The organism is Candidatus Thalassolituus haligoni, from assembly GCF_041222825.1.
GTDB lineage: Bacteria > Pseudomonadota > Gammaproteobacteria > Pseudomonadales > Oceanobacteraceae > Oceanobacter > Oceanobacter antarcticus.
Window position 1 is genome coordinate 750,480 of the sequence record NZ_CP139482.1, and the last position, 14,384, is coordinate 764,863.

The window sequence follows — 14,384 nt, forward strand, 5'->3', positions numbered from 1 at the left end:
CCATCTTGGTCAGCTGCAAGCAGAAGGACATACTGTTTGCTCTTCAGGAACAAATTATGACAGCAGGCAGTAACAACAGACAGTTAATGTCATGCCAGTCAGTAGATAACTGCAGATTGTAGCGACATATGACAAATAATGAGTGATCTGTCTGTCAAAAATTGTCATCCATAAGAATCAATGACTTACCTGCCTTACCTGCCTCTTCGCGTACCAGCCTGGGTAACAGGTAGCCGGGTAGTCGCTGATGCAGTTGACGGTATAGGACAAGCGCCTCCTGTTCCGGGTTATCAAAGTGATGTGTGCCTGTTACCGGATCGAGCAGATGCAGGTAATAGGGCAGAATGCCTGCATCGAATAAAGACTGGCTGAGATTGACCAGAGTATCCACCCGGTTATTGACGCCGTTTAATAACACCGACTGATTCAGCAGAGTGATTCCGGCCTGGCGCAAGGGCTGGATATATTGCCGAAACAGCGCATCCAGCTCGTTGGGGTGGTTTATATGTAACACCAGACTGATCGACAGGCGGCTGGCACTGAGCTGTTGAATCAGGTGATCGGTCAGACGTTGGGGAATGACTACGGGCAGCCGGGTATGTATACGCAAACGCCGGACATGGGATATGTGCCCGATCGCTTCAAGCAGTTCGTCAAGGGCGTCGTCTTTCAGCATCAGTGGGTCGCCGCCACTCAGAATCACTTCACTGATCGACGGGTCATCGCGTACATAATCCAGAGCTGTTTGCCACTGGCGTCGGCTGAGACGGTTATCGGTATAGTCAAAATGACGCCGGAAGCAGTAGCGGCAGTTGACGGCACAGCCGGTCGCCGCGAGTAACAACAGTCTGCCGTTGTACTTGTGCACAATGCCAGGGGTGACATTGGCTTGCTGTTCACCCAGTGGGTCGGTGACGTAACCGGGCATGGCGACCAGTTCTTCTGCATCCGGCATGACCTGACGTAACAGCGGATCATCGGGGTTACCGGGTTCCATTTTGCGCAGATAAGGCTCGGGTACCAGCAGCGGGAATGTGCTGGCTGCCTGTTGGCGGGCGCTCAGGTCGGTCGCTGGAAGACGAAGTGCCGCGAACAGTTGTTCGGGGCTACGGATGGCGCTGGCCAGAATCTGTTGCCAGTCTTGCTGCTCAATGGCAGCGGATCGCGCTATGATACGCACTTTATAAAAATGTCCTACTCTAATTGGATTGCGAAATGGCGAACTATTCTACCAACGAATTTAAATCCGGTCTTAAAGTCATGATGGATGGAGAGCCGTGCTCCATTATTGAGAACGAATACGTAAAACCCGGCAAAGGTCAGGCCTTTAACCGCGTCAAGTTACGCAACCTGCGTCTCGGCCGGGTGATTGAAAAAACCTTCAAGTCTGGCGACTCGCTCGAAGGTGCCGACGTGATGGAAATTGACATGGAATATCTCTACAACGATGGAGAATTCTGGCATTTCATGGCAACCGACGGTTCATTTGAACAGCACGGTGCGTCTGCCGAAGCGGTTGGCGATACGGTCAAATGGCTGAAAGAACAGGATGTCTATGTCATTACCCTGTTTAACGGTGCGATTCTGACGGTTGCTCCGGCCAATTTTGTTGAACTGGAAGTGGCAGAGACCGACCCCGGCATCAAAGGTGATACTGCTCAGGGTGGCAGCAAGCCCGCGACATTAAAAACCGGTGCGGTGGTGAAAGTACCACTGTTTATCAATATCGGCGATACGTTGCGTATCGATACCCGTTCTGGTGAATACGTCAGCCGCGCTTGATCGCGGCGCTGAGGCGTCGTCCATAAGGGAGTCAAGTCACTGGCTCCCTTTTTTGTGTCTGCAAAACCGGCCTCGGGATTCGAAGCCCTCCAAAAGCCCAGAGTGGGCAGCGGATTAAATAGATGATCCCTGTAGAGTATAAAATGTTATGACCACACGCTGGATCCCTTCTGCCAGTCTGGCGGCGATTCAGGCCAGAGCCGATCTGTATCAACACATCCGCCGGTTTTTTGCCGATCGTCAGGTACTGGAAGTTGAAACTCCGATACTGGCGCAAGCGCCGGTGTGCGACCCCAATATAGAACCTATGGCAACCCTGGATGGTCGCTATCTGCATACCTCGCCCGAGTATGCGATGAAACGGCTGTTATGTGCCGGTAGTGGTGATATTTACCAGATCTGCAAAGTCTTTCGGCGCGGTGAAGCGGGTCGTCGCCACAACCCGGAATTCTCGATGCTGGAATGGTATCGGCTGGGCTGGAACGAGCAGCAGTTGATGGCGGAAGTGGCCGAGCTGGTCACCCAGCTGCTGGATTTGCCGGATGATCGGCCGTTACTGACACTGACTTACCAGCAAGCGCTGGAGCAGTATGCCGGTATCAACCCTTGTCAGGCGTCAGATGCAGTGCTGGCCGCACGAGGCCAGCAACTGGCGGGTCACGACTTGCAGTTGAGCCGCGATGGCTGGCTCGACATTATCATGAGCCACGCTGTCGAACCGGCACTGCCGACCAACACCCTGGTCTTTGTGTACGACTTTCCGGCATCTCAGGCGGCGTTGGCAAAAACCCGCCAGCATGAGGATGGCTATCAGGTCGCTGAGCGCTTTGAATTGTTCTGGAACGGCTCAGAGCTGGCGAATGGCTACCATGAGCTGACCGATGCGCAAGAGCAGGCCCGTCGTTTTGCCAATGAGGCTGACGGACGCCCGGTCGACCAACGCTTATTGGCGGCGCTGGCAGCGGGCTTGCCTGAATGTGCTGGCGTGGCCATGGGGCTGGATCGAATCTTGATGCAGCGCTTGCAATCGACGGTGATCGCCGAGGTGCTGAGTTTCGACTGGTCGCGTGCCTGACATTTATAACCAAACTATTGCATTTACTTGCTGATTCGCCGACCTACTTAACAGCGGAATATGGTCAGATTTTCACTCATCTTGTGGAGGTCTGGAAATGTCGGTTGGGAATACGGTTTGGGGCCTGTTGCTGTTGGGTTTAGGTATGCCGTTGACAGCTTTAGCAGCTGACATTGATTGTGAACTGATGATCGCCAGAATTGGGGTTGGCGGGGGTTTGCAGATTCGGGTGCCGGTCGCATTGGTGGCGGAGTACGACCAGCAAACCCTGGTGCATCTGGTCTCTGCTGACGCCGGACGTATGGCCCGGTTAATGGGCTCGCTCAGCCGGGTGATCTGGCCTGAGAATGAGCAGCTCAGCCAACAATGGCGTTTTGCCGATATTCACCTTGATGGCAGCCAGCAATGGGTGTCATTACGTATCCGGCCACAGAGCAACCTGCCGGACATGCCCGGCGGTTGCTTGCGTGGTGTCAGTGCGGGGAGTGATTACTGACTGCGGCTATCGTCCGTTGTGGTTGATCTCGTGTCAGCGTTATCAGGGCTGACATTTTCGGCATCGGCATCTGCCTCTGCATTGTCAGTCGTCACGGCTGGTTCAGCATCGATTGCCGTCGCCGTGTTTTCGATCGGCGCAGATTCCTCTGTTTGTAACGCCCGGATTGAACCCAGTCGGCTGCCCATACGAATTGGGCTGCCCGCTTCCAGTTCCTTGCTCCAGTCGACCATGCCATCCGGAAAACACAGCACCACGGTGGAACCCAGGCAAAAACGGCCCATTTCTTCACCCTTGTCGAGTTCAACCGGCTGTGGGTCGCGATAATCAGTCACTTTCAGTTCGCGGGTCGGTGGCGTTATCCGGCCCGCCCAGACGGTTTCAATCGCTGCAACAATCATCGCACCAACCAGCACCATGGCCATCGGGCCATGCTCGGTATCAAAAATACACACCAGTCGTTCGTTGCGGGCAAACAGTCCGGGAACGCGCTCGGCGGTGGTCTGGTTGACAGAAAACAGAGAGCCGGGCACGTAGATCATTTCGCGCAGTTTGCCAGCCATCGGCATATGCACCCGGTGATAATCTCGTGGTGACAGGTACAGGGTGGCGAACTTGCCGCCAACAAAATCTTCGGCTCGCGGGCGTGAACCACCCAGTAACTCGGTCAGGGAGAATTCCTGTCCTTTGGCCTGAAAGATACGCCCGCGCTGGATATGACCAATCTGGGAAACCGCACCGTCAGCCGGGGAAAGCAGGCTATCGGCAGCGTTATCCAGTGGTCGAGCTTCGGGCAACAATTCGCGGGTGAAAAAATCGTTAAAGCTGCGAAAATCCTGGGGATGCTGCCGCTGGGCTTCGTCGAGGCGCACATCGTATTGGCGGATAAACCGGGTGATCAGCTGGTTTTTGAGCCAGGTGTTCTCACTGGCCGCCAGTTTGCCGACCAGACGAGACAGCCAGTGATGGGGCAGCACGTATTGGCTGGCAATAAACAGATCATCTTTTAACAAGGGGGGACTCTCTTTTATTAGGCCAGGCATCCTTGGCCGGAAATGGTTGTTTGTTTAGGTTGGTTTCAAGGCTGGTTGCCAGTGGTGACCGGGGTTGACGGATCGTTACCCCATTCTGCCCAGGAGCCGGGGTAGGCTTTCATCTTCAGCCCCAGAATCTTGCCCACCAGATAGGTATAACCGGAACGATGATGGGTTTGGCAGTGGGTGGCAATGTCTTTGTCGGCGGTCAGTCCCATTGACGACAACAGGCTGCGGAAGGCTTCCAGTTCGTTGATGCGCATGCCGTTGGCTTTGTCCATGCCGAGTGTCCATTCGTAGTTCACGGCTCCGGGAATATGGCCGCCACGGGCTGAAATCACTTTTTCACCGTTGTATTCGGCCTGGGATCGAGCATCCCAAACGGCAAAATCCGGCTGGCCGAGGCGTGCCAGTATCTCTTCCTTGGTCAGGGAAAAGCCGTCTTGCAATTGGCTGACAGAGTAACCCGATGGCGTCGGTATCACCTCGCCAGACTCGGTCGGCAGGCCGTCTTGCAGCCAGGCGTGAATGCCGCCATTGAGATAGCTGTAGTGACGATGGCCGATCATATCCAGTACCCAGAGCAGTCGTCCGGCCCAGCCGCCGCCTTCGTCGTCATAGGCAATCACATGAGTCTCTGCGGTGAGTCCCAGTTGGCTGAAGACCTCGGACAGTTGCTGCAGCGATGGCAGGGCACCGGGCGTTGGGGCAATACCCAACTGCAGACGTTTGAAGTCCAGATGTACGGCAGCGGGAATATGGTGCTGGAGGTAGGTTTCTCGTTTGCTCTGATCAATGATCAGGACGTTATTCAGTGGCAGTCGCTCAGCAAGCGCCCGGGGTTCCAGCAGCAGCGGCAGTTGGCTCATGAACAATACTCCGGATAAACAGGTCGCAAAGATGCAGTGTATCCAAGCCGACGGCGACTGTCAGGCGTAAAGCCGTACTGGAAAACAGTTACTAAAAAAGATTAGGTCTTGTGGCGGGCGCTTTTTTGTTGCTCCAGCGATTGCTCGCGCAGACAGGCAAGCCCCTGGGAAGCGTAATGACAGAGCGATTTGAAATGCGGGTAGTCGCTCGCGCTAATGGCCAGTTGATTGCTGTCCAGTGTGCCCGCCATGACGATGCCGATGGGTTTGGCTCCGGCACTGATCGACATCAGCATGGCGTGATCTGGCAGTTGTTGCGCCAATACGGGCGGTATGCCGCGCAGCAGCTGCTGGCGATTACCCGGATGCAGGCTGATACCGGCATTACGTTCCATCAGTTTGCTGAACAGGCTGGTTTTATCCAGCGGCAATTGCAGGCCGACGATTGGTTGCTGCTCGGGAATGCCTTCCTGGTAAATCAGTCGCAGGCAGGTCTTGTCACGGTTGGGCAGCCACAAGGCGGCAAATGGCACGGACAACCCCAGCCGGATGCCATGGAGCAGGCTGGAGACCAGGCTGTGCCAGTCGCCAAAACTGCGGGCATCCTGTTGCATGCGTTGTTGCAGGGCTGCCAGGTTGTGTCGGGCTGATCGGGCTACCGGCGCGGCTGCCGCTGCCTGGGCTGGCACCGCTGCCGATGACGATGGCGATGGCGCTGGCGATGACGATGACGATGACGATGACGATGGCGATGACGATGGCGATGGCGATGGCGGTAGATGTGGAGTCGGTCGAGGGTTCGATGTCGCGGGAATAGCCGAAGCTGCTGGCGTTGACATATCCGGCGTTGACATATCCGGTGTTGACATATCCGGTGTTGCCGCAACGGGAGTTGCAACCGCAGGCGCTGGCCGGGTTTCAACCCAGGGGTATTGGATGCCTGCGGCTGGGTGATCATGAGCCGAGGTATGCAGCAGCTGGTGCAGTCCGGTCGCAAAGGCACTGCCCTGTTGATGACTCACGTCCAACAGTGTTTCTCGGAGCTGGTTGGTCACCATACTCTCGGGCTTGCCGAGCCAGTGGCTGATCAGTGTCAACCAACGGGTGCTGCGCTGGCTTCGAGGGTGGATGTGCAGATGCCAGGCGAGGTGACAACACAACAATGTGGTCATCACTGGTTGCTGTCCCAGGTGTATCAGTGGCCGACCGGTTTGGGCGGGTAAATCACGGGGATCACAACGACGTAGCGCCTGCCATTGTTGTGGTGTTGGATGCTTGCGCGGATTCCAGACCTCACGCGCCAACGGCGGTAAATGCATATGTGTCACCAGTCGCTGCCAGGGTTTCAGATCCTTGCCCCAGATCGCCTGCAGCGCCTGCCAGGGTTCAAGTCCGAGCGACAGGTAATACAACCAGTTGCGGGCTGGCGGGACAGATAACAGCCAGGGCCAGAGTGGCGCGGCCGCCAGCATGGTTGCCCAGTGCGCGTAGTGTGGGCTGATATTGCCCTTTTGTTGTGTCCACAGTGCGGCCAGCCTGCCCGCCAGAGCAGCGTTTTGCAGCGCGGTGCGGTACGCCTGTTCACCCTCGTCCAGAGTGTCAGTGGTTATGACCGGCAGCTGTTTTACCAACCTGACCAGTTCCTGCATCCCCAGTAAGGACAAACAATTGGCAGCACCGCTGATCTGTTCCAGACAATCCGGATTTTGCTCCACCGCCAGCCTTTGTAATTGCAGGCACAGGGCCGGATCGCGTTCGACTTCAGGGGCCAGGTCATTAAAGGTGATTTGGCGGTCACGCAGGCGGGCGTGCAGGCGGGTACGGGTTTCTTCGAGGATAGGCAAAGGCCCAACAGCAAAAACAGTGTCCTGCTGCTGGCGATTAAACGGGCTTTCGCTGTACTGGCGGAGGTTTGGTTTCATGTCGGCGTTTGTGTAACTGAGAGTCATGTCCTTAACTATAGACAGGATTACCGGATTGACCTTGGGGAGCTGAATAACCACATGTTGTTTTTGATAGGGATGGTGATTGTTTTTGGCAGCGTCCTGTTTGGCTTTGTGATGTCACACGGCCAATTACTGGCGTTGTGGCAACCGTTTGAAGTGCTGATTATTGTCGGTGCGGCACTGGGTTCATTCTTGCTGTCCAATCCCTGGTCGGTGGTGAAACGCTGTGCCCGGCAATTGCCCTCGGTGATCTTCGGCGCGCACCATCACAAGACCCGCCAAATGGAATTACTCAGCCTGATTTATGACATTCTCGGCAAGTCCCGTCGCGAAGGCTTGATGGCCATTGAAGCGGAAGTCGACAACCCTCAGGCCAGTGCCATTTTCGCTCGTTACGCCAGCGTGCAAAAAAATCCGGAGCTGGCCAATTTTGTGGCTGACTATTTCCGCATCATCGTCGTCGGCAATCTCAGTGCTTATGAACTGGAGGGACTGATGGATCAGGAAATCGACACCCGGCTGAATGAACTGGAACAACCGGGTGTGGCATTAGGTAAAGTCGCCGATGCCTTGCCCGGTTTTGGTATTGTGGCGGCGGTACTGGGAATCGTGATCACCATGGGGGCGATTGGTGGTGATGTCGCCGAAATTGGTGCGCATGTGGCGGCTGCCCTGGTGGGGACATTTTCCGGGGTGTTGCTTTCCTACGGCCTGGTGGGGCCAGTCAGTGCCAACTTGAAGCATCTGGCAGAAGACGAAATCAAACTTTATGATGCCGCCAAGGCCGCCATTATTGCTTCGCTGCATGGGATTGCACCGCAGCTGGCGGTGGAGTTTGGCCGCAAGGCGCTGTACAGCCACAGTCGCCCGACTTTTAATGAACTTGAATCCCGTTTGCGGGGACGTTGATGGAGCATCTTGGCCCTCAGCCCCCGGTCATCATTCGACGCAGCCCCCGGCGCGGGCACGAAGAACACGGGGGTGCCTGGAAGGTAGCCATGGCCGATTTTGCCCTGGCGATGATGGCGCTGTTTCTGGTGCTGTGGATCATCAGTAATTCGACCGAAGCACAACGCCAGGCTATTTCTGGCTATTTTGCCGATCCGCAGGCTTTTATTGAGGGCCGTCGTGCGCCATCAGCTGCAGCCATTGACCTTGGCGGCTCGCCTTCGGTGCTGGCTAATATCGGTCAGTCAGGGAACTCGGATGCGATGATTAATCGCCAACCGGCCCCGGATCGAGGCGACGACAATGATCAACAACAGCAGCAACAGCAACAGCAAGAAGTATACGAGCAACTTGAGCGCTTGATTCTGGCCAGCCCGGCGTTAAGCCCGTTTCGGAATCAACTGCTGCTGGATATCACTACGGACGGTTTACGGCTGCAAATAGTTGATCGTCAGCAGCGGCCGCTGTTTGAGTCTGGCCAGGCGGTGCTGACCTATTACGCCGAAGATATGCTTTGGGAACTGGCACCGGTGTTGGCCGCTTCCGGTTTGCGGCTATCGATAACCGGGCATACCGATGCTTACCCGGCCAGTCCGAGCGGGCAAGCGGCAGAAGACAGTAACTGGCTGCTGTCCGCGCAGCGGGCGGATGCGGCCCGCCGGGCCTTGATGGAAGCGGGTGTTAGCAAGCCACAAATCGCTCAGGTGATCGGTATGGGCGACACGGCCCCGTACGATCGCAGCAATCCCCAGGCACCGGTGAACCGGCGTATTGCGCTGCTGCTGTTGAACCGACAGCGCAGTGAGAGCTTGTCGGGCAACGAGGCCTTGCAAGATGGCGAGATCTCATCGCGTTCAGATGGCGGTACGGCGGCGGATAGCACCCTCCAGCGGGTGCAGCAGCAACGTAACCAGCCCGATAACAGCTACGATAATCCACCCAATCAGATGGAATAGTCAGCCGTGCTGTTTTATCGGGCAGGCATCAGAGTTCCGACAGGGTCTCGACGATCCGTTTGTAGCTGATAAACCGCTCCGGGCTGATCAGCTCTTCATCCACGGCTTGCAACAGTGCACAGCCGGGTTCGGTTTCATGATGGCAGTCACGGAAGCGGCAATGGCCAGCCAGCGCCCGTAACTCACGGAAGCCGTACAACACCTCATCTTCGCTCATGTGCCAGAGGCCAAACTCGCGGATTCCCGGCGAGTCAATCAGATCGCCACCCGCCGGAAAGTGGTACAGCCGGGCAGTGGTGGTGGTGTGTTTCCCCTTGCGGGTGTTTTCCGATAGCGGGCCAACCTTGAGTTCTTCATCGGGCAGCAGGGTGCCGATCAGCGACGACTTGCCGACCCCAGACTGGCCAACAAATACGCTGACACGGTCGTTGAGGAATTCTTTTAGCTCTCCCAAGCTGTCGGGGTCGTTGGCGCACACTTGCAGAATGCGGTAACCGAGATAGGCATAACGCTGCAGTAGCGGCTCCAGGTGAAACAGGCTCAGCTCGTCGAGCAAGTCGATCTTGTTCAGCAGGATAATTGGCTCGATCCGGCAGTTTTCTGCCGCCACCAGGTAACGGTCAATCAGGTTGGCGTGGGCGTGTGGTTCGGGGGCAATCACCAGCACAATAAAATCGATATTGGCGGCGACCGGTTTGATCTCATTGTAGGGGTTGGGGCGCGACAGCTCTGATTCTCGCTCCTGCACCATCTCCACCACCCCCTGATTGACACCCAGGGCATTGGCCGGTGCCGGGCGGAAGACAATGCGGTCACCGGTGACCAGTGAGCCGAGGTTGGCGCGTAAAAAACAACGGTAGATGTTGCGTTCGTTATCTTCCACTTCGACTTGGGCACCAAAATGGGCGATCACCTGGCCGTGCATTTCATCGCCTAATTCACCGGCGTTAAGCTGATCGGAAATCACCGCCTCTTTTTGCTGGGCGCGCTGGGCTTTTTCTTCCTGGATTTTGGTGATGCGCCAGGATTGTTTTTTGGTGAGCTTTCGTTTGGCCATGCGTTACTCGGAGTGTCGATTCGGCCGCCATTCTCCGCGCTGGCTGCGCTAAGCGCAAGCTGTAGCCGGGGTGATCGACGCCTGCCGAGTGCGGTTTTCAGTCCCGAGTCATGCCGCGTTCGGCACCACACGCATGGCAGCAAAGAGCGAGCTGCCAGTGTGGCGTCTGAAATACCGGTATGCGTCCCTGCAGCAAGGTTTATTCTGCCGGTTTTGGCGTTTGCCAGCACGGTGGTGATGGTGTGTTGTTGATGTGCGTGTTGTTCAGTCGCGTGTATTTAATGGCTAATCATCCATGGCCGCATGCCAGGAAACATCTTGTCGCCATTGGCGGTGTACATCAGGTTGCTCTTGCGTTTGCTGCCACAGCCGCAGTCCTTGCCATGCTGGTGGCGATGATCAAACCGCTGGCGTTCTTTTTTTTCGTTCTCCCTTTCCTGATACTGGCTGGTGCTCATCACTTCGGGTGCTTCGCGGGCTTTGTCGTTGCGCTCCATGGCTTCACGGGTTTCTTTTAATACCTTGGCAATGGCTGGAGGCAAGACAATCACCCGTGCCGAACGGGTGTTGCATTGGGGACAGGGCTGGGGCTGGTCGTGCTGCTGCATCGGGGCCAGTTCCTGAAAAACGCCGTGGCTGGGACATTTGTAGTCGTACATGGGCATGGCGGGTATCTCCGGCAGTTTTTATCATCAATTGTTGATAGAGCAACCGCTGCCGGAGCAACCCCGGCAGCGGTGTCTGGGTTGTTGTGGTCAGTCGAGATCCGCTGCTTTCGGAATATTCACCGAGCCATCCAGATGTTTGACCGGGCCATCCGCTGACGGCTTGATATCGAACTCGAAGATGTCGGTAGGTAACCACAGGGTGGCACAGGAGTTGGGGATATCGACCACGCCACTGATATGTCCCTGAATCGGTGCACAACCAATGATGGCGTAACCCTGGGCTTCGCTGTAGCCGAACTTGGTCAGGTAGTTGATGGCATTCATACAGGCTTGTTGGTAAGCCAGGCTGGTATCCAGATAGTGCTGCTTGCCTGTGTCATCAACGGAAATACCTTCAAAGATCAGGTAGTCATCGTATTTGGGTACCAGCGGGCTGGGCTTGAAGATCGGGTTTTTCACCTGGTATTTGCTCATGCCATCCTTGATCAGGTTGACGCGCAAGTGAATCCAGCCAGCCATTTCGATGGCACCACAGAAGGTGATTTCGCCGTCACCCTGACTGAAGTGCAGGTCGCCTACGGACAGACCTGCACCGTCGACGTAGACCGGGAAATAAATCTTTGCCCCTCGAGTCAGATCCTTGATGTCGCAGTTACCACCATGCTCTCGCGGTGGCACTGTACGGGCACCTTCTGCGGCAGCAGCGGCTTTGGCATCGCCTTGCATCCGCCCCATATGGGCGGTGTCGGCGTAAGGCAAACAGGCCAGGGCCGGTTCGCGATCCGGGTTGGTATCAAACAATTCTTTTTCGCGCTGATTCCAGGTGTCCAGCATATCGCGGGATGGCAAGCAGCCGATCAGACCGGGATGCAGGATGCCAGCAAATTCAACGCCCGGTACATGACGGGATTTGGTGTAGATACCGTTGAAGTCCCAGATGGATTTTTGTGCTTCGGGGAAACGGTCGGTCAGGAAACCGCCGCCGTTCTTTTTGGAAAAGAAGCCGTTGAAGCCCCACTGTTGTTCGGCAAAAGTGCCGATGTCGAGAATATCGACTTCCAGCAGGTCACCTGGCTGGGCACCGTCGATCGCCACCGGGCCAGACAGAAAATGCACCTGGGTCAGGTCGACATCACGAATATCCTCGGCGTTATCGTTGTTTTTGATCTGGCCGCCGGTCCAGTCGTAGCACTCGATAATAAAATCATCACCGGGCTTTACCGTAGACACCATGGGAATATCCGGGTGCCAGCGGTTGTGGACGCTGTCGTTGTCGTAGGCAGACTGGTTAAGGTCAATTTTGATGATGGTATCAGTCATGGTTTGCTCCTTGATTGGCAAGTACAGCCTTGGAAAAAACGTGTGGATCGACGGCAGTAGCACCGTCTTGTCGGGTTGTGTTGGTGCGGGGTAATGCTGAATCCGTCGGGTCGGTTGCGGGTTTGGTCACAGCAGCGGCGCTGAAACTCAGTTCGCCATCGCATAGCAGCGCTCGCAGCTGACGCGGTTGCTGGGACTGGGGCAGGGTGAGCAGGTAACTGGCCAAGGGCGCGACGACCTGGCGCTGGAACAGCCGCTGGATCGCACGGGCACCATACTGCTGGTCAAAGCCGCTGCGGCTGAGCCAGAACAGGCAGGCATCGTCGAGCAGCAAGGTCAGTTGGTGTTTGTTCAGGCGCTGGTTGAGTTCGTCCAGCAGGGTGATCACCACCCGTGGCAGGTGTTCGTGACTCAGGTTGGCAAAGCGTTCGATGCAATGAATACGGTTGAGGAATTCCGCATCAAAGTGGCTTTCCAGTGCCTGTTGTTGTACCCGCTGTTGCAGCCTGGTCTGCCAGGCTTGCGGCAGCCACGGGCGTAATCTGTGTTGTTGCCATTGGCGTGAACCAATGTTGCTGGTCATGAATACCAGGGTGTTGCGGAAGTGCAGTGCTTTCTGGCCGGATGCCAGTGTCAGTTCGCCGTTATCCAGAATGTTCATCAAGCTGCGCACTACTTCTGGACTGGCCTTTTCAATTTCATCAAACAGCACGATGCCGGGGCGGGTGCTGCTGCCATTGATCAGTTCTTCGTTGAGCAGGGTCAGGTTGTCCTTGCTGCCAACGTAGCCCGGCGGTGCACCAGTGATGGCGGCGCTGTAATGGCTTTGCGACAGGGTGTTCATGTCGATGCGACAGAAGCGGTTGGCGTCACCATGAATGGCTTCGGCAATACGCCGCACCATTTCGGTTTTACCTACCCCGGTATCTCCCAGAAACAGTGCCGTCAGCAAGGGGCGGCGACCGTCACTGAGGCCCGCCTTGAGCACATCCAACTGGCGGCGCAAACTGCGAATGACCTGACTCTGCCCCACCAGTTGGCTTTCCAGTTGCTGCTGTAGCTGGGCCGGATCAAAAGCAAAGCGGGAGTAAAGCGCCGGACTGGCCGACTCCGGTTGGCCTGCTGATGGCGGCTGACGCTGCTGCAGACGATCGTTAATGAACACCATGGTCGTCAGCGCCTCAGGAACCGGATTCCATGGTTTTTTCCGGTGCTGGCAGATCCCCCACAGGGCACTCTTCGGTGCCGATGGTGCTGCGGGTCATGGCTTCAACGTCGTCGCGGGCTTTTTCAGCATCGGTGACCCAGGTGCGATAGAACTCGAACGGGCAGTCGGCAATACCCCGGTCGCCATCGCCGGAGGCATGCACGCCGGTGTAGCCACGGTGCAGCAGTTTGAACAGGTGGTTCTGTGACTGATCGTTTTTGCGGGCGTCACGAATCTGCGACAGCGACAGCTGGGCATACTGCACGCCCATGTCTTCTTCGCCGCATTCCCCCAGGGTGCGGCCGTCGAAGCCAATCACGGCGGAGTGACCGAAGTAGGAGTAAACACCGTCGAAGCCGGTGGCGTTGGCGACGGCGACGTAGCAGTTGTTGGCCCAGGCCATGGATTTGGCCATCATCACCTGTTGTTCCTTGGCCGGGTACATATAGCCCTGGCAACGCACAATCAGCTCGGCGCCTTTCATGGCGCAGTCGCGCCAGATTTCCGGGTAATTGCCGTCGTCACAAATGATCAGGCTCAGCTTCATGCCTTTCGGGCCGTCGCTGACGTAGGTACGATCGCCTGGGTACCAGCCTTCAATCGGACACCAGGGAATACACTTGCGGTATTTCTGGACGATGTCGCCGTTGTTATTGATCAGCACCAGGGTGTTGTAGGGGGCTTTGTTGGGGTGTTCTTCGTGCTGTTCACCAGTGAGGGAAAATACCCCCCAGGTGTTGGCGGCGCGGCAGGCGGCGGCAAAAATTTCGGTCTCGTCGCCAGGAATGGTGGCTGCCGTGGCCATCATTTCATCGTGGTCGTACATGATTCCCATGGTGCTGTATTCAGGGAAGACAATCAGATCCATTCCCGGCAGGCCCTGCTTGATGCCCTTGATCATGTCGGCAATGTTGCGGGCGTTGTCGAGCACCTCGGCTTTGCTGTGCAGGCGCGGCATTTTGTAGTTCACCACGGCAACGCCGACGGTATCGTTACTGCTTGAAATATCACCATGACGCATGAGGA

Annotated in this window: 14 protein-coding genes; 5 read left to right on the forward strand and 9 right to left on the reverse strand. The window is 56.4% G+C overall.

Annotation, left to right across the window (positions count from 1 at the left end; all coding sequences use genetic code 11):
* Positions 1-154: 154 nt before the first annotated feature.
* Positions 155-1,180 (reverse strand): EF-P beta-lysylation protein EpmB, encoded by a 1,026-nt coding sequence (epmB, locus tag SOJ49_RS03360; protein WP_369856817.1) that lies wholly within the window; start codon positions 1,178-1,180, stop codon positions 155-157.
* A 35-nt stretch (positions 1,181-1,215) separates the two neighbouring features.
* On the opposite strand from epmB, the gene efp reads away from it, so the two are divergent.
* The 3 genes from efp to SOJ49_RS03375 all read left to right on the forward strand — a co-directional run bounded on the left by efp (position 1,216) and on the right by SOJ49_RS03375 (position 3,353).
* Positions 1,216-1,782, forward strand: coding sequence for an elongation factor P (gene efp, locus SOJ49_RS03365; RefSeq protein WP_369856818.1), 567 nt, complete (start codon positions 1,216-1,218; stop codon positions 1,780-1,782).
* Positions 1,783-1,930: 148 nt separating this feature from the next.
* Positions 1,931-2,857 carry an EF-P lysine aminoacylase EpmA gene (gene epmA, locus SOJ49_RS03370; protein ID WP_369856819.1) on the forward strand — a complete coding sequence of 309 codons (927 nt, stop codon included), beginning with the start codon at positions 1,931-1,933 and terminating at the stop codon, positions 2,855-2,857.
* A gap of 151 nt (positions 2,858-3,008) precedes the next feature.
* Positions 3,009-3,353 carry a hypothetical protein gene (locus SOJ49_RS03375; protein ID WP_369856820.1) on the forward strand — a complete coding sequence of 115 codons (345 nt, stop codon included), beginning with the start codon at positions 3,009-3,011 and terminating at the stop codon, positions 3,351-3,353.
* Here SOJ49_RS03375 and asd read toward each other — a convergent pair.
* From asd to SOJ49_RS03390, 3 genes are all read right to left on the reverse strand, one after another.
* Entirely contained in the window at positions 3,347-4,366 is a 1,020-nt protein-coding gene (asd, locus tag SOJ49_RS03380; RefSeq protein ID WP_369856821.1) for an archaetidylserine decarboxylase, read from the reverse strand. The two genes, SOJ49_RS03375 and asd, sit on opposite strands and share 7 nt — an antisense overlap.
* Positions 4,367-4,431: 65 nt before the next feature.
* Positions 4,432-5,256, reverse strand: a complete 825-nt coding sequence (locus tag SOJ49_RS03385) for a sulfurtransferase (RefSeq protein WP_369856822.1) — start codon at positions 5,254-5,256, stop codon at positions 4,432-4,434.
* Positions 5,257-5,357: 101 nt separating this feature from the next.
* Complete coding sequence (locus tag SOJ49_RS03390; protein WP_369856823.1) at positions 5,358-7,178, reverse strand: hypothetical protein; 1,821 nt, start codon at positions 7,176-7,178, stop codon at positions 5,358-5,360.
* A gap of 81 nt (positions 7,179-7,259) precedes the next feature.
* Here SOJ49_RS03390 and motA point away from each other — a divergent pair, with 81 nt between their 5' ends.
* Together motA and SOJ49_RS03400 are read left to right on the forward strand one after the other, a co-directional pair.
* Positions 7,260-8,111 (forward strand): flagellar motor stator protein MotA, encoded by an 852-nt coding sequence (gene motA, locus SOJ49_RS03395; protein WP_369856824.1) that lies wholly within the window; start codon positions 7,260-7,262, stop codon positions 8,109-8,111.
* A gap of 89 nt (positions 8,112-8,200) precedes the next feature.
* Entirely contained in the window at positions 8,201-9,106 is a 906-nt protein-coding gene (locus tag SOJ49_RS03400; RefSeq protein ID WP_369856825.1) for an OmpA family protein, read from the forward strand.
* A gap of 28 nt (positions 9,107-9,134) precedes the next feature.
* Here SOJ49_RS03400 and rsgA read toward each other — a convergent pair whose 3' ends face one another.
* The 5 genes from rsgA to SOJ49_RS03425 form a co-directional block, all read right to left on the reverse strand.
* Positions 9,135-10,163 carry a small ribosomal subunit biogenesis GTPase RsgA gene (gene rsgA, locus SOJ49_RS03405; RefSeq protein WP_369856826.1) on the reverse strand — a complete coding sequence of 343 codons (1,029 nt, stop codon included), beginning with the start codon at positions 10,161-10,163 and terminating at the stop codon, positions 9,135-9,137.
* Positions 10,164-10,441: 278 nt separating this feature from the next.
* Positions 10,442-10,828 carry an FmdB family zinc ribbon protein gene (locus tag SOJ49_RS03410; RefSeq protein WP_369856827.1) on the reverse strand — a complete coding sequence of 129 codons (387 nt, stop codon included), beginning with the start codon at positions 10,826-10,828 and terminating at the stop codon, positions 10,442-10,444.
* Positions 10,829-10,918: 90 nt separating this feature from the next.
* On the reverse strand, positions 10,919-12,151 hold the full coding sequence (fmdA, locus tag SOJ49_RS03415) for a formamidase (RefSeq protein WP_369856828.1): 1,233 nt from the start codon (positions 12,149-12,151) through the stop codon (positions 10,919-10,921).
* Positions 12,144-13,319: an AAA family ATPase gene (locus SOJ49_RS03420; RefSeq protein WP_369856829.1), complete on the reverse strand. Its 1,176-nt coding sequence runs from the start codon at positions 13,317-13,319 to the stop codon at positions 12,144-12,146. Before SOJ49_RS03420 ends, fmdA begins: the two co-directional genes overlap by 8 nt.
* Before the next feature lie 13 nt (positions 13,320-13,332).
* Positions 13,333-14,379 (reverse strand): aliphatic amidase, encoded by a 1,047-nt coding sequence (locus SOJ49_RS03425; RefSeq protein WP_369856830.1) that lies wholly within the window; start codon positions 14,377-14,379, stop codon positions 13,333-13,335.
* Positions 14,380-14,384 lie beyond the last annotated feature (5 nt).